The 20,529-nt window shown below is 60.9% G+C and carries 18 protein-coding genes; 4 read left to right on the top strand and 14 right to left on the bottom strand.

Going from position 1 to position 20,529, the window contains the following annotated elements; genetic code table 11:
- Window positions 1–78 precede the first annotated feature (78 nt).
- From BM235_RS16850 to BM235_RS16835, 4 genes are all read right to left on the bottom strand, one after another.
- The gene (locus BM235_RS16850; protein WP_090115358.1) at window positions 79–771 is read right to left on the bottom strand and encodes a 5'-methylthioadenosine/adenosylhomocysteine nucleosidase; all 693 of its coding nucleotides are present in this window, start codon (window positions 769–771) and stop codon (window positions 79–81) included.
- 105 nt (window positions 772–876) lie between these two features.
- Window positions 877–1,884 (bottom strand): catabolite control protein A, encoded by a 1,008-nt coding sequence (gene ccpA / locus BM235_RS16845; RefSeq protein ID WP_090115357.1) that lies wholly within the window; start codon window positions 1,882–1,884, stop codon window positions 877–879.
- A 127-nt stretch (window positions 1,885–2,011) separates the two neighbouring features.
- The gene (gene ytxJ / locus BM235_RS16840; protein WP_090115356.1) at window positions 2,012–2,362 is read right to left on the bottom strand and encodes a bacillithiol system redox-active protein YtxJ; all 351 of its coding nucleotides are present in this window, start codon (window positions 2,360–2,362) and stop codon (window positions 2,012–2,014) included.
- Between the two features lie 106 nt (window positions 2,363–2,468).
- A complete protein-coding gene (locus BM235_RS16835) occupies window positions 2,469–2,879 on the bottom strand; it encodes a hypothetical protein (protein WP_090115347.1) in 411 nt (136 codons plus the stop codon).
- A gap of 210 nt (window positions 2,880–3,089) precedes the next feature.
- On the opposite strand from BM235_RS16835, the gene BM235_RS16830 reads away from it, so the two are divergent.
- Window positions 3,090–3,644, top strand: a complete 555-nt coding sequence (locus tag BM235_RS16830; RefSeq protein WP_090115463.1) for a type 1 glutamine amidotransferase domain-containing protein — start codon at window positions 3,090–3,092, stop codon at window positions 3,642–3,644.
- Between the two features lie 105 nt (window positions 3,645–3,749).
- Here the strand turns inward: BM235_RS16830 and ptsP are convergent, their stop codons facing one another.
- From ptsP to aroA, 4 genes are all read right to left on the bottom strand, one after another.
- Entirely contained in the window at window positions 3,750–5,507 is a 1,758-nt protein-coding gene (gene ptsP, locus BM235_RS16825) for a phosphoenolpyruvate--protein phosphotransferase (protein ID WP_090115346.1), read from the bottom strand.
- Window positions 5,504–7,390: a glucose PTS transporter subunit IIA gene (locus BM235_RS16820; protein WP_090115345.1), complete on the bottom strand. Its 1,887-nt coding sequence runs from the start codon at window positions 7,388–7,390 to the stop codon at window positions 5,504–5,506. Before BM235_RS16820 ends, ptsP begins: the two co-directional genes overlap by 4 nt.
- 134 nt (window positions 7,391–7,524) lie before the next feature.
- Complete coding sequence (locus BM235_RS16815; protein ID WP_090115344.1) at window positions 7,525–7,953, bottom strand: CoA-binding protein; 429 nt, start codon at window positions 7,951–7,953, stop codon at window positions 7,525–7,527.
- A 44-nt stretch (window positions 7,954–7,997) separates the two neighbouring features.
- Complete coding sequence (aroA, locus tag BM235_RS16810) at window positions 7,998–9,293, bottom strand: 3-phosphoshikimate 1-carboxyvinyltransferase (protein WP_090115343.1); 1,296 nt, start codon at window positions 9,291–9,293, stop codon at window positions 7,998–8,000.
- 133 nt (window positions 9,294–9,426) lie between these two features.
- Here aroA and BM235_RS16805 point away from each other — a divergent pair, with 133 nt between their 5' ends.
- Entirely contained in the window at window positions 9,427–9,729 is a 303-nt protein-coding gene (locus BM235_RS16805; RefSeq protein ID WP_090115342.1) for a rhodanese-like domain-containing protein, read from the top strand.
- Between the two features lie 218 nt (window positions 9,730–9,947).
- On the opposite strand, the gene gndA is transcribed toward BM235_RS16805, so the two are convergent.
- The 3 genes from gndA to BM235_RS16790 form a co-directional block, all read right to left on the bottom strand.
- A complete protein-coding gene (gene gndA, locus BM235_RS16800) occupies window positions 9,948–11,363 on the bottom strand; it encodes an NADP-dependent phosphogluconate dehydrogenase (protein WP_090115341.1) in 1,416 nt (471 codons plus the stop codon).
- 144 nt (window positions 11,364–11,507) lie between these two features.
- The gene (locus BM235_RS16795) at window positions 11,508–12,173 is read right to left on the bottom strand and encodes an SGNH/GDSL hydrolase family protein (protein WP_090115340.1); all 666 of its coding nucleotides are present in this window, start codon (window positions 12,171–12,173) and stop codon (window positions 11,508–11,510) included.
- 193 nt (window positions 12,174–12,366) lie between these two features.
- Entirely contained in the window at window positions 12,367–12,963 is a 597-nt protein-coding gene (locus tag BM235_RS16790; protein ID WP_090115462.1) for a hypothetical protein, read from the bottom strand.
- A 177-nt stretch (window positions 12,964–13,140) separates the two neighbouring features.
- On the opposite strand from BM235_RS16790, the gene BM235_RS16785 reads away from it, so the two are divergent.
- Window positions 13,141–13,782 carry a YktB family protein gene (locus BM235_RS16785; protein ID WP_090115339.1) on the top strand — a complete coding sequence of 214 codons (642 nt, stop codon included), beginning with the start codon at window positions 13,141–13,143 and terminating at the stop codon, window positions 13,780–13,782.
- Between the two features lie 123 nt (window positions 13,783–13,905).
- Here BM235_RS16785 and BM235_RS16780 read toward each other — a convergent pair whose 3' ends face one another.
- Window positions 13,906–16,911 carry an efflux RND transporter permease subunit gene (locus BM235_RS16780; RefSeq protein WP_090115338.1) on the bottom strand — a complete coding sequence of 1,002 codons (3,006 nt, stop codon included), beginning with the start codon at window positions 16,909–16,911 and terminating at the stop codon, window positions 13,906–13,908.
- 136 nt (window positions 16,912–17,047) lie between these two features.
- Window positions 17,048–17,629: a TetR/AcrR family transcriptional regulator gene (locus tag BM235_RS16775; RefSeq protein ID WP_090115337.1), complete on the bottom strand. Its 582-nt coding sequence runs from the start codon at window positions 17,627–17,629 to the stop codon at window positions 17,048–17,050.
- 190 nt (window positions 17,630–17,819) lie between these two features.
- On the opposite strand from BM235_RS16775, the gene BM235_RS16770 reads away from it, so the two are divergent.
- Complete coding sequence (locus BM235_RS16770; protein ID WP_090115336.1) at window positions 17,820–19,139, top strand: MFS transporter; 1,320 nt, start codon at window positions 17,820–17,822, stop codon at window positions 19,137–19,139.
- A gap of 35 nt (window positions 19,140–19,174) precedes the next feature.
- Here the strand turns inward: BM235_RS16770 and BM235_RS16765 are convergent, their stop codons facing one another.
- Window positions 19,175–20,353, bottom strand: coding sequence for an MFS transporter (locus tag BM235_RS16765; protein WP_090115331.1), 1,179 nt, complete (start codon window positions 20,351–20,353; stop codon window positions 19,175–19,177).
- Window positions 20,354–20,529: the final 176 nt, after the last annotated feature.

Below are 20,529 nucleotides of genomic sequence, written 5' to 3'. Positions count from 1 at the left end.
TTTAAACATATAGAAAAGCAGAGGGCGTCTCGCCGGCTTGACCGGACGGGACACCCTCTGCTCTGACGTTCATTGCGGTTAGCCCAAATGCTGCAGCATCTCGTTCACGATCGCGAACGAACGGTTGGACGCGGTCACCGTGAACTCCGCGAAGTTCACGTCCGCCGAACCGTCCGCCTTGTCCGAGATGGACCGGATGACCACGTACGGCACCTCGTTCATCGCGCATACCTGCGCGACGGAAGCGCCCTCCATCTCTACGCACGAGCCGTTAAGCTCGTCCCTGAGACGTGCGACCTGGTCCCTGTCGGCGATGAACTGATCGCCCGACAGCACCTTGCCCGTCTTGATATGACCGGGGAACAGCTTGTCTCCCGCTTCGCGCGCCGCCTGGACGAGCGCTTCGTCCGCCGCCCAATCCGAGGTGTCCTGATAGGGGATGACGCCCCTTGCGAAGCCGAGCGCGGTCACGTCGATATCGTGCTGCAAACTGCTCGAGGATACGACGATGTCCCCGATGTCCAGATCGGGATCGAGCGCCCCCGCCACGCCGGTAAATATCACCTTGTCCACGTTGAACCGGTCGATCAGCACTTGCGTGCAGATCGCCGCGTTCACCTTGCCCACGCCCGACTTGCATACGACGACTTTGCGGCCGTGCAGGCTGCCCGCTACGTAGCGAATGCCGGATCGCTGCATCTCCACCGCGTCCTCCAAGGCGCCGAGCAGCAGGTCGATCTCTTCCTGCATCGCGCCGATGATGCCTATCATGCGCATATCTCCTTCGATTCGAATAAGAAGCCCCGCGGCGGGCGATGAATATCCCGCGCAGGGCGATCAAGCTGGTTATGGAACGGGCTGGCCGAAGAACGGCGATCAGCCGCGCGGCGCGACCGAATTGCGCACGATCAGCTCGTGATGCAGCGTTACTCTCGCCTGCTCGACGTTTTCTTTTTTCATCAGCTTGGTGAGCAAGCGCATCGAGACGGCGCCGATATCGTACATCGGTTGGGCGACGGTCGTCAGCAGCGGACGCACCATCGAGGCCAAGCGGATATTGTCCACGCCGATGACGGAAATATCGCCCGGCACCGAAAGCCCGGCATCCTGGATGCCATGGATGGCGCCGATCGCCATCTCGTCGGTAGCCGCGAACACGGCCGTCGGACGCTCCGCCAGCTCAAGGAAGTACTGGACCGCCTCGATGCCGGATTCGTAACGGTAATTGCCGACGCGCACGAGCGACTCGTCGAACGCGATGCCGCTCTCCTCGAGCGCGCGCTTGTAGCCTTGGTAACGAGCGAAGCCGTTCGCCGGGTCCTGGAGCGTGCCGCTGATCATCGCGATGCGCGTATGGCCTTCGGCGATCAGCTTGCGAACCGCATCGTAAGCCGCCGTCTCGTGGTCGATGTCGACGGACGGCATGGTGCCCTTCTCGTCGGTCGTCGCGCAAAGCACGATCGGCACGTTGGACGTATTGAACGCCTGGATATGCTCGTCCGTCACGACGCCGCCCATGAACAGGAGCCCGTCCACCTGCTTTTCGAGCAGCGTGTTGATGACGCGAATCTCCTTTTCCTTGCGTTTGTCGGCGTTGCACAGGATGATGTTGTAATGATACATATTGGCGATATCTTCGATGCCGCGCGCGACTTCGGCGAAGTTGGCGTTCGCGATATCGGGGATGACGACGCCGACAGTCGTCGTCTTCTTGCTGGCCAATCCGCGGGCCACCGCGTTCGGCCGATAGCCGAGGCGCTCGATCGCTTCGTACACTTTTTTCCGCGTCTGCGGCTTCACGTTAGGATTATTATTGACGACGCGGGATACCGTCGCCATCGATACGCCGGCCTCGCGGGCTACGTCATAGATCGTTACCGTCACATCTCACCGCTCCATTTGCTCATGTCAGGTCTTTGTCCGATTGAAGGACCTGTCCATGGTATATTAAGGTAATGATACGACAAAAGGGGCGTTTCCGCAATGGCAAACCCCGACATCCGTCGCGCTTTTAGCCTTCCGAACCGACGCGTTCGTTCAGAAATTCCGAGGTAATGCGCCAGTGCGATTCGTCCCATACGGAGCGCCCGTCGCGGACCAGAATCGCCTGCGGCGACTTGTGCTGCACCTGCAGCGCTTCCGCGATCGCGTTGCTCACGGGGCGCTCTTCAATGACGTGCACGATAGCGACGTCTACGGGCAACTCGCCGCGCCCGCGGACGAAGCGGTCCAGCTCGTCGTGCGCGCCCGCGCTGATCGGGCAGGAGGTGCTGTGCTTGAAGACGAGCAGCGGTTTGCCCGACGTGTTCTTAAGCGCTTCTTCCCACTGTTCGACGGTCTGCAGTCTCTTCACTTCCGACATCTCATGCATCCTCCTTGAAAAAAGTTTCATTGATTTTCATGGTATCAGAAATGAAAAAGTTTCGCAAAAAAAAGAAAAGGAGCGCGATCGCTCCTTCATCTTTCGACTAGGCTATGTATTGTCCGTTAAGCTGCGAAAGACGGCCCTCAAGCTCGCGCTTCCATGCCGCATCTCCCAGGGAAGCGGCGATCAGCAGCAGGTCGAGCAGTTCGTTCGTCCTTTCCTCCGTCAGCTTGGCGATTCCGGCGGCGCTCAGCGGCACGCTTGCGGAGGCGGCCCGATACAGCATGCCGGCCCACTCGTGCACTTCGTCGAAGCGAATCTCCCGCGGCAAAGGCTTGGCGCCAAGATCCGACAATAGGCGGCTCAAATCCGACTTGACGCCCGGATACACTTCATTGCGCGAGCAATGCCCGCAAGCGTATACGGGTACGCCGGCAATGCTCACCGTTTTGGAATAGAAGACTTTGCGGAGTCCGAGCGCCATCGCTTCCCCGCATATACAACGTTTGAACAAACTGACTCTCTCCTTACGCGCCGCGCGCGCGGTTCCAAAATCCCCGAGAGGGACGATGAAAAAGTATATTCGCCGATCCCTCCGCCAACTCCTTCTTAGCAAACGACTGTAAATTATGGAAATGAATCGGTATTAAAACCATACCTGCCAACGGATGATCGCGCCGGACAATTGTGCTAGGATAGAAGATATTTATGCGCAATGGCGCCGATGAAATGCTACTTGGGAGGAATCGAATTGAACGAAGCCAAACGCATCATCTGTCTGATCGACGACGAATTCGAAGACTTGGAATTGTGGTACCCGGTATACCGCGCCCGCGAAGAAGGCGCAGTCGTCTTGTATGCCGGTCCGGAGAAAGGACGCAAGCATATCGGCAAATACGGCGTGCCTGCCGTCGCCGACCTGTCCTATGAGGAGCTGGATGCGGAGCGCTGCGACGGCCTGCTCGTGCCGGGCGGCTGGGCGCCGGACAAGATCCGCCGCAGCGAGCGCGTGCAGGCGTTCGTGCGCGAGATCGACGCCGCCGGCAAGCCGATCGGCCAAATCTGCCATGCGGGATGGGTACTGATCTCCGCCAAGATTCTTCAGGGCCGCAAGGTCACTTCTACGCCGGGCATCCGCGACGATATGGAAAACGCGGGCGCCGTCTGGTTCGACGAGGCCGTCGTCGTGGACGGCAATTTGATCTCCGCGCGGCGTCCGCCGGATCTGCCCGAATACGCGAAGGCATTTTGCGACGTTTTGTACGGCAGACGGTCCTAATATTCTAAAGCGGCAATAATAGAAAGAGCGGCGATCGCAAAAAGATCCGCAAACGGTGCGACTCTCTCCCGTTTGCGGATCTTTTTTGCGCGAACATATCCCCGTTTACCGTTTGCCCGGATGAAGCCGCTCGTCCTGCACGGCGGCGCCGGCGTGAAAACGCTCCAGCCGTTCCTTGATCTCGGCGGCCGTCCCGAGCGCGAACAGCTCCTCCGTCACCTTTTTGCAGGCCATGGCGTTCGTGCGCAGCATCGTCGCTTTCACCGGCAGCACCGATTGCACGGACATGCTGAGCATCTGGATGCCGAGGCCGACCCAAAGCGGGATCGCTCGGACATCGCCGGCCATCTCCCCGCATACGCTGACGGGAACGCCGTTCCTGGCAGCCGACTCCGCGACGGTGCGAAGCATGCGAAGCACGGCGGGATGGTAAGGTTCGTACAGATGATTGATCTGGTCGTTCATCCGGTCGACCGCGAGCGTGAACTGGATCAAATCGTTGGTGCCGATGCTGAGGAAGGATACTTCCTTCGCCAACAGGTCGGCGATCATCACCGCGGCGGGTACCTCGATCATCGCGCCGGTCGGCAAGCCGCCGCGGAAGGGCAGCCCCTCCGCCTCCAGCTCCCGCTGGGCCTCGGCCAGGAGCGCGTTGGCCGCCCGGACTTCGTCGACCGAGGCGATCAGCGGGTACATGATGCGTATGTTGCCGAAGACGGCCGCCCGCAAAATCGCCCGCAGCTGCGTCTTGAACAGGTCGCTCCGGTCCAGGCTGAAGCGGATGGCGCGGTAGCCGAGAAACGGATTGTTTTCCTCGGGCATATCGTAGTAATCCAGCTGCTTGTCTCCGCCGATGTCGAGCGTGCGGATCGTCAGCGCGGCGTTGCCGAGACGTTCGGCAGCCGCCTTGTATACCTCGAACTGCTCATCCTCCGTCGGGAACCGCGAGCGGTCCATATACAGAAACTCGGTTCGGAACAGGCCCACGCCGTCCGCGCCTCGCGACAAAGCCGCGTCCAGCTCTTTGACCGAGCTGATGTTGGCCGCCAGGTACAGCCGCTCGCCGTCCGGCGTGACCGACGGCACCTGGACGAGCTCCTGCAGCCGCTCCTTGGCATCCAGATGCTGCTTGCGGAGCTCCGTGTATCTGCCGACCGTTTCGGCGTTGGGCATCACCGCAAGCGTGCCGGCGCCTCCGTCCAAAATGAGCAGATCGCCCGTCACGATGGGCTCGGGCAGCTTGCCCTCTACGCCCATGACGAGCGGGATGCCGAACGCCCTCGCCATGATGGCCGAATGCGAGGAGGCGCTGCCGATCATCGTTACGATGCCGAGGACGACGTCGGGCTTGAGATGGATGAGCTGCGAAGGCGTCAACTCCCGCACGACGAGAATAAACGGCTGGGCGTCCGTGGGCAGCGCGATCTCGGGGGCGCCCAGCAGGTGCTTGAGCAGCCGGTTCCCGACGTCCTTGATGTCGAGCGCCCGCTCCTTCATGTATTCGTCGTCGAGCAGGTCGAACATCGTCACGAAGTGATCGATGGCTTCCTTTACCGCTACCTCGGCCGCTTTGTACTGGCGTTGGATGATGCCTTGAATCTCGTTCATGAAGACGGGGTCGTCCAGAATCGCCAGATGCGCGTCGAATATGCTGGCTTCCCCTGCGCCGACCGCTTCGTCCAGATCGTTTTTCATCTGGCGGATCTCGGTCTTCGAACGTTTGACGCCCTCGTACAGCCGTTCGAATTCGAGCGCGAGGTCCAGCGCGTCGATCTTCTGTTCGGGCAGTTCCCATTCCCAGTTGGGCAGCACGAACGCCTTGCCGATGGCGATGCCCTCCGAGCCTCCGATCGCTTGGATCATAACTCCGCCCCCCCGTTTTCTCTCTCTTTTACGACGACCGACATGACCGCGGCCTGACCCTTTTTGACCGCCTTGAACGGCGCGAAGCGCCAGGAGCGGACGATATCCGAATTGGTGATGACCATCGGGGTCGCCAGCGACTTGGCATGCGCTTTAAGCGTGGGCAGATGAAACCGGATGAGCGGCTGCCCGGGCATGACCTCGTCGCCCTCCTTGATGAGCGCCGTGAATCCTTCCCCGTTCATCTGGGACGTGTTGATCCCGATGTGTAGCAGTACCTCGAGTCCTTCCGGCGTCTCGATTCCGATCGCGTGCTTAGTCGGGTACAGGTGAATGATTTTCCCGCGCACCGGCGCGACCAGCTCTCCCTTTTCGGGGATAAACGCCACGCCCTTGCCCACGAGCTTCTGCGCGAAAATCGGATCGTCCACTTCCTCGAGCGGGATCATGCGTCCCTGCAGCGGCGCGTGGAACTGGACCTGATGCACGTCCAGCTGCATCAGCTTGACGATCTCGCCGCGGATCAGGTCCGAGTAGGTGCCGAACACGACCTGCACATGGCCGCCGCCCAGCCGGATGACGCCGGCCGCGCCCAGATGCCGCAGGCTTTTCGCGTCGACCCGCTTGTCGTCGTTCAGCGTCAGCCGCAGCCTGGTGATGCAGGCCTCGATCCGCGAGATGTTGTCCTTGCCGCCGAGCGCCTGCAGGACGAGCGGCGCTCTGTACGGAATATCGCCGCCCCAATCGTCAAGCCGCGTAGAGTCCTCGCGTCCGGGCGTCGACAGCTGGAACCTGCGAATGCTCCAACGGAACAGCACGTAGTAGACGACGCCGACCGCCAGGCCGATCGGGATGATCAGCCAGCCCCGCTCCGACAGCCTGAAATTGATGATATACTCGAGCGCCCCCGCGGAGAAGGTGAACCCCTCGCGGATGCCCAGCTCGTACGTGAGCCACATGATGCCGCCGGACAGGAGCGCGTGCACGATAAAAAGATACGGCGCCACGAACAGAAACGCGAATTCGACCGGCTCGGTCACGCCCGTGACGAAGGCCGTCAGCGCCGCCACCCTGAACTGCTTGGCGGTCTTAGGCTTCAAGTCTTCGCGCGCCTCGTGGATGATCGCGAAGGCAATGGCCGGCAGGGCGAACATGATGACCGGATAGAGCCCGGTCATGTAGACGCCGGCGGTCGGATCCCCGGCGAAAAATCTCGGCATGTCTCCGAAGTATACGCTGCCGTCGGGTGCGGTGTAGTCTCCGATCTGGAACCAGAACAGATGATTAAGCAGATGATGCAGGCCGAAGGCGACCAGAATGCGATGCAAAAAGCCGTATAGAAATATGCCGAAGCCGCCTGCGGAATTCACCAAGCCGCCGGTCGCGCCGATCCAGGCGAGCAGCCCCTGGCCGATCCCGATCATGAGCCAAGCGAAAAAGAAGGCGAAGGCGCTCATAAAAATCGGCACGAAGCGGGTCCCGCCGAAAAACTGCAGCGATTCGGGCAGTTGGAACGATTTGAAGCGCTCGTTGGCCCAGCCGGACAGCATGCCGATGACGACGCCCGCGAACATGGAGGGTTGGACGCCGCCGGGATCGAAAGCTTGCGTCACCGCGCCGAAAATGATCATGCCGACCAGGGACGCCATGCCGGCGTGCACGGACTGGTTCGACAAGCCCAGGGCGATGCCCACCGCGAATACGTAAGGGACATAGGCGAAAATCGCCATTCCCGCCGCATGCAGCAGCGACGGCGCCGACTGAAGGCCGACGGCGTCCCAAGGCAGCCGCGACAGCATGAGGAAAATGGCGGCCGCGGGCAAAACCGTCATCGGCAGCATCATTGCCCGGCCGAGCCTTTGCAAATAGCCGATACCGAACATGCGAGGATTCCCTCCTCCTCTCCCGCGGTTGGTCATACGATCTAACGGTCAAACCTAACGTTAAAAAGAAAGGACGGACCGACCGCAGCGCTTATGGCTTGAGGCGCGGCCCGTCCGCGAGAAGCGAACTCCGGTCAGCTTTTCCCATGGGGAAGCAGAATCGAATCCTCGACCTTGATGCAGCGGTCCATGACGACGGTCAGGCCGCCGGCCGCCGCGATCGCCGCCGCTTCTTCGTTAGCGATGCCGAGCTGGAGCCAGAGTACCTTCGCCCCGGCTGCGACGGCCTCCCCGGCAATCGGCGGGGTGTGCTCCGGACGGCGGAATACGTTGACGATATCGATCGGCTCCGGAATGTCCGCCAGCGATTTATAGCATTTCTCGCCGAGAATCTCGGCTTCCTTCGGATTGACGGGGATGATGCGGTAACCCTTCGCCTGCATGGCTGCGGACACCATATGGCTGGTCTTGTCAGGATCGCCGGACAAGCCGACGACGGCGATGTTTTTCGTCTCCTGCAGGATGCGTTTGATCTCGTCGCGGCTCGGATTTTCGAACGGCATGCTCATCTACCTCCGTAGGATAAAATTAAGGTTCGTCCGGCGGCTTATTCGGACCAGCGCACGTTGGCGCCGAGCGCGGTCAGATGGTCGAAATAATTCGGATAAGACTTGGCCACGTGATGCGCGTCTTTGATCGTCAGCGGCGCCTTCGCGCGGAGACCGACGACCGTGAGCGCCATGATGACGCGGTGGTCGAAGTGCGCGTCGATCGTGACGCCGCCCTCTACGCCCTCCGGACGCCCGTGGACGATGATCTCGTCCCGCTTCTCCTCGACGTTCGCGCCGGCCTTGCGCAGCTCGGCCAGGTAATCGGTGATGCGGTCGCACTCCTTGAAGCGAAGATTCTCGACGTTGTAAAAGCGCGAAGTGCCCTCGGCGAACACGGCTGCGGCCACCATCGCGAGCACGCCGTCCGTGAATTCGTCGCCGTCGAATTCGACGGCGCGAAGCTTGCCGTTGCCCTGGACATGCACGACGCCGTCCTTGTGCGTGAGCGGCGTTCCCATCGCCTTCAGCACGTCGACGACGGCCCGCTCGCCTTGTTTGCTCTCTTCGAGCAGCCGGTGAACGGTGACGTCGGATTCGGTGACGGCGGCAGCCGCCAATATCGCGGCCGAGCCCGGATAGTCGCCCTGCACCACGTACTCCTGCGCGCGGTAGCGCTGGCCGCCCGGCACCTTGAATCGCATCAGATCGTCAGAGGCTTCGACAAAGATGCCGGCCTGGGCAAGCACCTCGAGCGTTTGGCCGACGACGACCTTCGACTTGAGGTCGTTCAGCACCTCGATCTCGCTGTCTTCCGCAAGCAGCGGCGTCAGGAAGAGCAGCGCGCTGAGGAATTGGGAGCTCACGCTGCCCGATACCTGAATCTTGCCGCCGCGCACGGCGTCGCCGCCGCGAATCGTGATCGGCAGCTTGCCTTCGCGGTGCTCGATCGTCGCGCCCATGCTCTCGAGCGCGCGAATGAGATCGTCATGCGGCCGCTTGCCGAGCGATTCCGGATATTTGTTGACGAACGTCACCTCGCGCAGCAGTGCAGCCACGGCCATCAGGAAGCGAAGCACCGCGCCCGCGTTGCCGACGTCGAGCTCCTTGACCGGCTTCGGACGGCTGCCGAAGCCCGTGACGACGATCTTCTCGTCGTCTTCTTCGAGGACGGCGCCCAAGTCCCGCACGCAGCGGCGCAGCGCGTCGCTGTCCTCGCTGTGCGCCGGATAGCGGATGACGCTCGTGCCCTCCGCCAGCGCGGCGACGAGCAGGTACCGGGTCGTATAGTTTTTGGACGATAAGGCTTGAATCTCTCCCGCGAGCCGCGGGGTCGGCGTGACGATCATATCCATTTGGCAGCGTTCTCCTTCCATGAATGAGGGGAATCGGTTATGTAGGTCGTTCATACGACGCGCAGGTTGACTTGCGCCGCGTGGTGTCCGTATGATGGGACTGAAGCCAATCGAGCGATGGAGGACAATCCAGATGAACACATATGATACGACGACCGTAGAGCAGTTGAAGGCGCGGCTGGATGCCGGCGAAAAGCTGCACCTGATCGACGTCCGCGAAGACGAAGAAGTCGCGGCCGGCATGATCCCCGGCGCCAAGCACATCCGTCTCGGGACGCTGCCGGACAGGCTGTCCGAGATTCCGAAGGACGAGGAAGTCATCTTCATCTGCCGCAGCGGCGGACGAAGCGGCAGAGCCTGCGAATACTTGAGCGAGCTCGGCTACGGCCGTACGGTCAATATGGTCGGCGGCATGCTGGCCTGGAACGAGCTTTAAGCCGGAAGGAATGTTGGGACGCAGATCGCGCGGCAGCGCGGCCTGCGTCTTTTTTGTCGATTCCGGGCTTGCAAGCGAATGCCTCGCCCTTCATCATAGCATATTCGGCGCATTCCTACCCGCAGTCCGTCGCGACCGCATATCGCAGGGACGGCCGAAGGAGTCCCGGACTAGATGGGCTCGATCGGCCGTCCTGAAATGACTATGCGGGCTTCACTTTAATTGTGCAGCCAGTTGTGGTGGAACGTGCCTTCCTTGTCCAGCCGCTTGAACGTATGCGCGCCGAAGTAATCGCGCTGCGCCTGCAGCAGGTTGGCCGGCAGACGCTCGGAGCGGTAGCTGTCGTAATAAGCGAGCGCGCTCGCGAACGCAGGTACCGGAATGCCGAACTTGACGGCCGATGCGACGACTTCGCGCCATGCGTCCTGGTAGGACTCGACGACGTCCTTGAAGTACTCGTCTAGCAGCAGGTTGCGAAGGCCCGGGTCGCGGTCGTAAGCGTCCTTGATGTTCTGCAGGAAGCGAGCTCGGATGATGCAGCCGCCGCGGAAGATCATCGCGATGTTGCCGTATTGCAGGTTCCAATCGTACTCCTCGGACGCGGCGCGCATCTGGGCGAAGCCTTGCGCGTAGGAGCAAATCTTGCTCGCGAACAGCGCTTTGCGGACGCTCTCGATGAAGGCGGCGCGGTCGCCGGCGAACGCGGTCTTGGCCGGTCCCTTCAGCACCTTGCTGGCGGCGACGCGTTCTTCCTTCATCGCGGACAGGAAGCGCGAGAAGACGGATTCGGTGATGATGGACAGCGGTACGCCCAGGTCGAGCGAGCTTTGGCTCGTCCATTTGCCCGTGCCCTTCTGGCCGGCCGAGTCGAGGATGACGTCGACCATCGGCTTGCCGGTCTCCGGATCCTTTTCCGCGAAAATGTCGGTCGTGATCTCGATCAGGTAGCTGTCGAGCTCGCCTTTGTTCCACTCGCCGAAAATCTCGTGGAGTTCGTCCGGCTGCACGCCCAGCACGTCCTTCAACAGCTGGTACGCTTCGCAAATGAGCTGCATGTCGCCGTACTCGATGCCGTTGTGGACCATCTTGACGTAGTGGCCGGCGCCGTCCGGGCCGATGTACGTGCAGCAAGGCTCGCCGTTCACCTTGGCGGAGATGCCCGTCAGGATCTGCTCGACCAGCCTGTACGCTTCTTCCGGACCGCCCGGCATGATGGACGGGCCTTTGAGCGCGCCCTCTTCGCCGCCGGATACGCCGGTGCCGATGAAGTGGAAGCCGCGTGCGGTCAGATCGTTGCTGCGGCGCTGCGTATCCGGGAAATAGGCGTTGCCGCCGTCGATGATAATGTCGCCCTTGTCCAGATGCGGCACGAGCGATTCGATCGTCGCGTCCGTACCCGAGCCGGCTTGAACCATGATCAGGATTTTGCGAGGCTTTTCGAGCGAAGCCACGAACTCCTCGACCGTGTATGTAGGCACGAGGTTCTTGCCTTTGCCGTCCGTGTTCATCAGGTCGTCCGTCTTCTCCCGCGAGCGGTTGTAGACGGCTACCGTAAAGCCGCGGCTCTCGATGTTGAGCGCCAGGTTGCGTCCCATGACGGCCATGCCGACGACGCCGATATTTGCATTAGACATGTTTCGATTCCTTTCTCCAAGCCGTTAAGCCGTTATTTTCTGCGCGTTTTCAGCCAGTCCCTATTGTACTCTTTTTGGCTGAAGATGAAAACCGGCCGCCGCGGCGCGTAAAAAACGGCGGCGCGGCGCGCGATTCGGCGCAATTTACGCCTTCGCTTCGCCTTCCCACGAAAAGCCCAGCGCGTCCAGGAACGCCTTCGCCAGGGCGATATGGCCGGTCGCGCTCGGATGGACGCGATCCCAAGCGATCGTCGCCGGATAAACGTGCGCGAGGATCTTGTCGAACGCGGCCTGCGTATCGACGAACAGCGTGCCGTGATTTTCCGCGATCCGCTTGACGATGCCGCCGTACAGGTCCATCGTGGCGCGCATCGCGTCGCTCCGGTTCGGCTCGAGATAAAACGGCGTCATGAGCACGATCCCTTTTACGTGCGTAAGCGTCTTTTCGACTAGCTCGCTAAGCGTCTCCTCGTATTCTTCCGCGTATACGTGGGACTCCTTGATGTACGGCTGATCGTATTGCCGCCAGACGTCGTTCGTGCCGATCATGACGGATACCCAGTCCGGCGACAAATCCAGCACGTCCGTCTGCCAGCGCCCCGCCAGATCTCGGACGGTATGCCCGCTCGTGCCGACGTTGACGATCCGCACGGCAAGCTCCGGATAGACGCTCTGCAGCAGTCCCGCCGCAACAGACACATAACCGGTGCCGAGTCCCGCGCCCAGTCCTTCGCCGAACGGGCGGCCCCGTCCGCAATCCGTAATCGAGTCGCCGATCATGACCAGCTTGTCATTTGAAGATAGCTTCATTCGAATATCCTCCTCCGGATTCGCCCCATGTCATCCTCGTTCGTGCTCGTTGCTCTGCTGCGTTCGCGATGTCATCGTTGCCATCCCACATTTTAACCCGTTGATGCGTCGCAGGACAACACCAATCCGGCAATTCGGCCGCAAAAAAGACGCTCCTCCCGGAGCGTCCTTCATCCATGCGATATCTTCCGAATTAAAGTTCAAGCTGAAGGCTCTCGAGCCTCATCGAGGCGAGCTTCGCCTTGGACGCTTCGACGCCTTCGGCGTCGCCCGTCTGGATCGCTTCGTGCAGCACGGCCAGCTCGTAGTCGATCTCAAGCCGCAGCACGCCTGCGCGCTGCTCGGCACGCCTCGATTTGTAAGCCTGAATCATATCTTCTACCGTGATCTGAGGGCGCTTCTGGAATATAATCCGATGCTCCATGCCTGACACCTCCACGAGACGTATGATTTCGCCGAACATAATATTCTCTATCAACAAGTGACGGTCCCGAAAACGCTTGACGACGGCATGACCTCGCGAATCGTTGATCAGCTTCTCCAGCCACAGCGCGAACTTCTCGTCCTTGACCAAATAATCGCCGACCATCTTGTAGCGTCCGCTGGTTCGCTGGAAACGGAGTTTCAGCAGCTTTCTCCCCGTGCGGACGGAAACGAGAAAAAACGACTCGCTCTCGTTCCAGTACAGGGAATAGCCTTCTTGGATCAAATCCCGAATCAAACTCTGAATCTGTCCGCGATCGAATCGAAGCTCCAAATTGCAATATTCGACTTCATGGCTGCGGTTCACGGCCATCCCCCCTCCTGCGGTATGGGCAGCGATCGAGTTGTTGACCGAATGTTCAGATAATTTGTTCTTACCCTTATCTTATACTTCATCTTATGTTATGGCAACTTGGTTTCTTGACTATTTTCCGGTATAGTGAGGGCAAAAAGCAAAGCGAAATTTGCCTCTGAGGTGACTAGCATGTCCACACTAATAAATGCCGGATTCGCGGGTTTTACGGATTCGGACTTCGACGCCATGACCGTCCCGGGACTTGAAGGCCGGATGGAAGCGATCATCCATCAAGTAAGGCCCAAGCTTGAGCGACTCGGGAGCGAACTGGCTCCCTATCTGGCCGAACTATGCGCGGAACCTATGTATCCGCACGTGGCCAAGCACGCCAGGCGGTCGGTCAATCCGCCGAACGACACTTGGGTCGCGTGGTCGCGTCATCCCCGCGGCTACAAGGCGCATCCTCATTTTCAGATCGGACTGTGGTCCACGCATCTGTTCATCCAGTTCGCCATCATCTACGAAAGCGGCAACAAAACGGTATTCGCGGAACGCGCGGCGGACGAGCTCGATTCGATCCGCGCGGCGATTCCCGCTTCGTTCGTCTGGTCCAAGGACCATATGCTGCCTGACGGCGTGCCGCATGCCGAGCTCTCTGCCGAATCGATGACCGAGTGGCTGGCCAGGCTCAGAACGGTCAAGGCGGCGGAGATCACCTGCGGCCTTCATATCAAGCGAGGCGACGAACGCCTGCAAGATCCGGACAGCCTGCTGCGGACGGCCGAGGATACGTTCCGCCGGCTGCTGCCGCTGTACAAGCTATCCTTCTAGCGAGAGCCTCAACCGCCGTCCGCCATACTCATTCATACACCAAAATTCGCCAAAGCCAAACAGCCGACAACGCAAGAGCAGCCCCTCCGGGACCCGGAGGGGCTGCTTGGCGCTTGCGGCGGATTAGGCCGCGGCCGACTGGCTTGCCGCGCGCCGCTGGCGCTTGGCCTTGCGGAAGTGCAGCAGCTCGTAGACGCAAGGCACGAGCACCAGCGTCAGCAGCGTCGCGACGATCAGGCCGCCGATGACGACGATGGCGAGACTCTGCGACACGATGCTGCCGCTCTCAGACGTGCCGAACACGAGAGGCAGCATGGCGCATACGGTAGCGATGGCCGTCATGAGGATCGGACGCATCCGCGTGCCGGCCGCTTCGATCAACGCCTCGCGGATCGGCATGCTCGCTTCGTTTTTCTTGACGCGGTCGATCAGCACGATCGCGTTCGTGACGACGATGCCGATCAGCATGACGACGCCGAAGATCGCGGTAAAGTCGGGCGTCACGCCGGTGACGATAAGGCCGAGCACGGCGCCGATCGGCACGAACAGGATCGAAGCCAGGATCGCGAGCGGCGCCCGCAGCGTTTTGAACGTGAACACCATGATCAGGTAGACGATGCCGATCGAGACGAGCATCATCATGAACAGGCTCGCGAAGTCCGCGTTCTGGTCGGCGGACGCTCCGCCTACGTACAGCTTCACGCCGTCCGCCGGCTCCAGGTCCTTCATGGCGTCCGAGATTTTGCCGCCGACGATCGACAGCTGTGCCGGCTCGACCGTGGCGCTGACGCGGATATAGGTCTTGCCGTCCTTGTGATACGCTTCGGTCGGCTGGTCGCTCTTGACCCATTCGGCGATCTGGGACAGCTTCTTCGGACCTGCGTCCGTCGCGACCGTCAGATCGTTCAGCTCGGCGGAAGCGCCGGGCTTAAGCAGCGGCTCGAGCGACACGGGCAGCAGCTGGCCGTCCTTGACGACGTTGCCGAGCGGCACCGCGTTCAGCATGCCCTGCAGCTGGGAAGCGATGTCCGACGCCTTGGCGACCGTCGGGTCGACCTGGAGCGTATAGACGGTTTTTCGCTCCTGTTGGTTGCTGGCGACCTTGAGCACGTCTTCGATCGGCTTGATCTTGGCCATGACGAGGTCTGCCGTCTTGGTCAGCTCATCCGGATCGTCGCCGACGATGTCGACGAATACCTGGCTGCCCCCGCCGCCGAACATCAGCGAGCCCGCGGATGCGGACAGTTCGGCGCCAGGATAGTTCGCGCGCTCGGTCTTGACCGCCTCGATGATTTTTTCCGCGTCGGCTTTCGGCTTCATCTGAATCGTATAGTCGACCTGGGTAGGCGACTTGACGTTGCCGTACATGGCGCCGTCAGCGCTGTTGCCCATGTCCATGCTCACCCACTCTTGGCCTTCTTGCTTCAAGAGGAACGCCTCGAGCTTTTTGCCGTTCTCGAGAACGTCGCCGACCGGCGTATCCTGCGGGTAGGACAGCTGCACGTTGACGTTCGATGCGTCGGATGAATCGATCGCGCCCTTCGGCAGGCTGAAGTAAGTGGCGATCGAGCCGACGAGCAGGAACAGCGCGACGAGCAGCGGCAGCCATTTGTGCTTCAGGTTCCATTCGAGGAAGCCGCCGAAGCGCTTGGAAGGCTGGTGCTCCTTGATCTCGGAACGCTTCAGCAGTCCCGCGCTCATGAGCGGGATGACGGTCAGCGCCACGATCAGCGAGGACAGCAGCGAATAAGTGACCGTCAACGCGAAAGGCAGAAGGAACGACTGCAGGGAGCCGCGGAGCAGGCCCATCGGCAGGAAGACGGCAACCGTCGTGAGCGTCGAGGCGGTGATTGCCGTGGACACTTCCTTCGTCGCGTCGATGACGAGCGAGACGGAGAATTTCTCCTTCTGGAGCCTGCGGAAAATGTTCTCGATGACGACGATGCTGTCGTCTACGAGCCGTCCGACGGCGACGGCGACGCCGCCCAGCGTCAGGATGTTGAGGCTGATGCCCGACAGGTCGAGCAGGTATAGCGTCAGCCCGAGCGACAGCGGGATCGATACGATCGTGACAAGCGTCGCCCGCAGGTTGCGCATGAACAGCAGGATGACGATAGTGGCGAAAAGCGCGCCCATCAGCACTTCTCGCATCATGCTGTTTACGGAATGGACGACTTGGTCCGAGGTGCTCATGATAACTTTGAGCTCCATGTTGCCGTCCTCTTCCATCAGGCGGTCGGCCGTCTTTTCGACGTCCTTGCCCACGCTGACGGCATTGGCGTTCGCGCCTTTGGAGACGACGATCATGAGCGCATCCTTGCCGCCGATGCGGCTCACGCTCTCTTTGTCGTCGGACTGCGTCACGCTGGCGACGTCGGACAGCTTCACGCCCGGTGCGACGGGCAGCTTCGCGACATCCTCGGCGCTGCCGAGCTCGGCGCTCACGTTCAGGTTGACGGCCTCGCCGTCAAGCACGGCCGCGCCGACCGACGCCGACACGGTGCGTCCTTGCAATACTGCGTACAGCGCTTGTGCCGGCACGCCCTTGGCAGCGAGCTTCGCGGTATCCGGCGTTATCGTGATGCTCGGGCTCGACTTGCCCGACAGCTGAACCTGGCCTGCGCCGTCGATCGCCCGGAAGGCGTCCACCGCGCGCGCTTCGGCCTTGGCCTTCTCAGCGTCGCTTAGTCCGTCCTTGAACGTCAGCGACAGGAACGAGATCGGAATCATCGACGTGTTGTACTGGATGACGTACGGCTTCGATACGCGCTCGGGCAGCTGCACGGCCGCCGCCGCCTTCTCGACCTCGGCCTTCGCCTCCGACATGTCGGTGTTCGCGTCGAAGTTCAGGTTGAGCTGCGAGTACCCGTCTCCCGACGTCGACAGCAAACTCGTCTTGCCCTTGATCGCGGACAACGCCTGCTCGAGCGGATCCGTCACCTCCCGCTCCATGGTGGCGGTGTTGTAGCCCGGCCCGATGACGCTGACCGTCACCTGCGGGTTGTCGGCCTCGGGCAGGAACTCCATGGGCAGCTTAAAGTAGCTGAAGACGCCCAGGCCCAGCGTCATCACGACCAGAATGACGACCGCCGCCTTGTTTTTGAATACGCCTTGAATGAATGAACTCACGTTAAAATAGCCCCTCTCTCCTCATGCTTGCATCAGCTACGATCAAGCATATAGGAGAAGGGCCTGCCGGCAACAACGGCCAGAGACCGGATCTTCTCTCAGACTAAAGTCTGAGAAGGAATCGGACCTCGGACGCTTACCTAAATATTGACATTACGGCATCGACCGTCTGATCCGCGAATGAACGGTCCGGCCGCGCCTTGAGCATCACCGTCAGTCCGATGACGGAGACGACGAGCGACTTGGAACAAGCCTCCGCGTTCAAACCCGCATCGAGCTCCCCCGTCTGTATCCCGCGATCCAACCGTTCGCGAAACAGCTCGGCTAAATAGAGTTGGTGCTCGCGGGTCAACAACTCGAAAATCGGTTCTCTCGGCGCGAGCTCGACCATCGTATTGACGCAAAAGCATCCCGGGCGTTCCGACGAGGCGTAAGCATCGGCAACCACCCTTTCGAAGTAAGCCCGGATCGCTTCTTCGACCCCGCCTTTACGTTGAAGTACCGCACGCGCGGAAGCTGCGTGCCTGGCGACATAAAGACGCAGCGCCGCCTCGAACAACGCTCGCTTGTCGCCGAAGGCCGCATAGAGGCTCGGACGCCGGATATTCATCGCTTCGGTCAGGTCGGAGAGCGACGTCGCTTCATACCCTCTCCGCCAAAATACGTCCATCGCCCGCTCCAAAGCCTCGTTCTCGTCGAAGTCCCGCGTTCGGCTCATCGTCGCCCCCCTTTTCTTATCGATCGGTATTAAATAAATTATATATTCAAATCGGAATTCGATCAACGCGACTTGAAATTAGTAATTATTTCATTGACATTTCAACGAAATTCTTATTTGATTAGTTCACGAACGTTTTGTACCGTTTGGTATATTATTGTCGAATAACTGATGCGAAGGAGGCTTAACGATGAATACGGAACCGACAAACAAATCCGTATCGGCCAAAACCGATAACGCGCAAGCCGATTCACCGGCGCCGCAGGCCCCGATGCTTCGATCGACCAAATTGCTGTTCGCCGTCTCGGCGTCCATGACGGTCTCCACCATCTACTACGCCCAACCGTTGCTGGCCGACATCGCCGAATCGCTTCATATCGCGCGTTCTTCGATTGGCGAGGCGATCACGGTCACGCAGCTGTTTTATGCGCTCGGCCTGCTGCTGCTCGTACCGCTTGGCGACCTCTTGAACCGGAGAACGCTGATCGCCGCGCATTTAGCGATGTCGGCCGCCGCCTTGGCCGTGACGGGGGTCGCGCACGGACGGACGACGCTGTACGTCGGCTTGGCGGCCGTCGGATTGTTGGCCGTCGCCACCCAATCGCTCGTCGCGTTCGCTTCGATACTCGCGGCTCCCGGCGAACGGGGACGCGTCGTCGGTTTCGTGACAAGCGGCGTCGTGATCGGCATTTTGCTGGCTCGAACCTTTGCCGGCCTGCTGGCGAGGCTTGGCGACTGGCATCTCGTTTATTTGATATCCGCTTCGCTCATGGCCTTGCTTTCCGTGTTGGCCTGGCGTACGTTGCCGAATGCCGCTCCCCGCGCTTCGAACGCATCCTGGGGGTCCTATCGGGGACTCATCCGATCGATGCCCATGCTATTCATCCAAGAAAAGCTGTTTCGCATCCGCGCGGCATTCGCGTTTTTCATATTCGCCGCCTTCAGCCTGTTGTGGACCTCTCTATCGCTGCCGCTAAGCGATCCGCCGTTCTCCTATTCCCCGGCCGCGATCGGCGCATTCGGACTTGCGGGCGCAGCCGGCGCGTTAGGCGCGGCCGGCGCCGGGCGCCTCGCCGACCGAGGCTATCAACGTCGGACGACCGGCGGAGCGCTGGCGCTTCTGCTCGCGTCCTGGCTTCCGATCGCCATGCTCGCGCGCTCTCCGTTGCTGTTAATTGCAGGCATCGTGCTGCTCGATCTGGCGGTTCAAGCCGTCCACGTGACCAATCAGAGCCTCCTGTTTTCCCTTCGTCCGGAGGCCCGCAACCGAGTAACCGCCGGCTATATGATTTTTTATTCGCTCGGCAGCGGCGCCGGCTCCCTCATCGGTACGCACGCATACGCTTATTCCGGCTGGTCCGGCGTCTGCTGGGCCGGCGGAGCCGTGAGCGGCGCCGCATTGTTGTTCTGGGCGCTGGCAGGAAGCGAGCGCGGACGACCTGTCGGGGAAGATGCGTATGCCCAAACGGCCCAACCAAAAAGCAGCCTACCCCGACAGGCGTCGGAGTAAGGCTGCTTGGGGGCGGTTTGACATGAAGCCTGTCTTCAAGCCCGCGAAGCCGAAGCGCGGTCGGAGCTCCGGTAACCGGCGAGCAGGCCAAGCGCGCCAAGCGACAATAGACCGGACACGATAAAAGGAAGTCCGGCTTGCGCGGACAGGAGCGCGGCGCCGAGCAGCGGCCCGACGATGCGCCCGAGGCTGTCCATCGAGGAACTGAGGCCGGAGGCGACGCCTTGGGAGACGGTCGTCTTCTGCGTGATCAGCGAGGTGACGCACGGCTTGATGAGCGCATTGCCGACGCCGAAAATGCACAGGTACACGGAAGCGGCGATCCAGCTCTGAGCCGTCAGCAACAGGAAAAACCCTGCCGCGGAGATGACGAGCCCGACCGCGATATAGCGGCTCTCCTGCCCTTGCTTGACGCGACGCCGCACGATACCGCCTTGTACGAGCGCGCCGACCAAGCCGCAGAAGAAGAACATGAGGCCGATCTTGCGCGGCGTGACGTCGAACTTGTCGATGCCGTACAGCTGCAGCGTTCCCTCCAATATGGCCAGCGAGAACGTGACAAAAAAGGCGAGGACGTACAGCTGCTTAAGCGGCCCCTGAAAAGCGGTCCAGCGGGACTCGCGCTTGCGCAGCCTGGCCGCTTCGCGCTTGTCCGCCGCGAGCGATTCGGGAAGCTTGAGCCAGGCGGCAAAAAACGTGAGCAGCGATAGCGCGGCCGCGGCGAAAAACGGCGTGTTCAAGGAAAACAGATGGCTCAACTCGCCGCCGATAAAGGGACCGAACGTAAAGCCCATGCCGATGCTCATGCCGACGACGGCCATTCCCTTCGTCCGGTTCTCCTCGGACGTAATGTCCGCGACGTACGCGACGATGCAAGCGGTGACCGCGCCGGAGAACAAACCGCCGAGCAGCCGCGACGCATACATGATCCACAGATTCCCGTCCGCGAGTCCGAACATCAGGAAGCTGGCGGCAAAACCAAGCACTCCGATCATGATGACCGGCCTCCGTCCGATCCGCTCGGAGACGCCGCCCCATACGGGAGACAGCAGGAACGACACGAACGAATAGAGCGACAGCATGCCGCCCGTATGCCAGTTCGCCGATTCCGGGCTGGCGTTCGTCACCAGCTGCGGCAGGATCGGGATGATGATGCCGAATCCTACGAATACGGTGAACAACATAAGTCCTACGATGATCAGCCTGCTTTTCACGTATCTTGCTCCTTTAACCCTATTAAAGACCCGCGCCCGCATCGATCGGGAGCCGGCCTTCATCTATAACTCATATGGTAGCACAACGCCCGGGTCGTTCCAAATGAAAGCGCATGACGTTTTCGTGACAGCTTGGCGCGCGCGTCCCCGCGTACGACGGGCTCCGACGGCCTGTC

The organism is Cohnella sp. OV330, from assembly GCF_900112065.1.
Taxonomy (GTDB): Bacteria; Bacillota; Bacilli; order Paenibacillales; family Paenibacillaceae; genus Cohnella.
The sequence above is the reverse complement of the archived record's forward strand: the minus strand, read 5'-3'. Positions and strand labels throughout refer to the sequence as shown.

What these genes read in the sequence shown, in the direction of transcription:
- BM235_RS16850 (WP_090115358.1), bottom strand. Translation starts at nt 771, where the DNA reads ATGATAGGCATCATCGGCGCGATGCAGGAAGAGATCGACCTGCTGCTC.
- ytxJ (WP_090115356.1), bottom strand. Translation starts at nt 2,362, where the DNA reads ATGTCGGAAGTGAAGAGACTGCAGACCGTCGAACAGTGGGAAGAAGCG.
- BM235_RS16830 (WP_090115463.1), top strand. Translation starts at nt 3,090, where the DNA reads ATGAAATGCTACTTGGGAGGAATCGAATTGAACGAAGCCAAACGCATC.
- ptsP (WP_090115346.1), bottom strand. Translation starts at nt 5,507, where the DNA reads ATGATCCAAGCGATCGGAGGCTCGGAGGGCATCGCCATCGGCAAGGCG.
- BM235_RS16820 (WP_090115345.1), bottom strand. Translation starts at nt 7,390, where the DNA reads ATGTTCGGTATCGGCTATTTGCAAAGGCTCGGCCGGGCAATGATGCTG.
- BM235_RS16815 (WP_090115344.1), bottom strand. Translation starts at nt 7,953, where the DNA reads ATGCCGTTCGAAAATCCGAGCCGCGACGAGATCAAACGCATCCTGCAG.
- aroA (WP_090115343.1), bottom strand. Translation starts at nt 9,293, where the DNA reads ATGGATATGATCGTCACGCCGACCCCGCGGCTCGCGGGAGAGATTCAA.
- BM235_RS16805 (WP_090115342.1), top strand. Translation starts at nt 9,427, where the DNA reads ATGAACACATATGATACGACGACCGTAGAGCAGTTGAAGGCGCGGCTG.
- gndA (WP_090115341.1), bottom strand. Translation starts at nt 11,363, where the DNA reads ATGTCTAATGCAAATATCGGCGTCGTCGGCATGGCCGTCATGGGACGC.
- BM235_RS16795 (WP_090115340.1), bottom strand. Translation starts at nt 12,173, where the DNA reads ATGAAGCTATCTTCAAATGACAAGCTGGTCATGATCGGCGACTCGATT.
- BM235_RS16785 (WP_090115339.1), top strand. Translation starts at nt 13,141, where the DNA reads ATGTCCACACTAATAAATGCCGGATTCGCGGGTTTTACGGATTCGGAC.
- BM235_RS16775 (WP_090115337.1), bottom strand. Translation starts at nt 17,629, where the DNA reads ATGAGCCGAACGCGGGACTTCGACGAGAACGAGGCTTTGGAGCGGGCG.
- BM235_RS16770 (WP_090115336.1), top strand. Translation starts at nt 17,820, where the DNA reads ATGAATACGGAACCGACAAACAAATCCGTATCGGCCAAAACCGATAAC.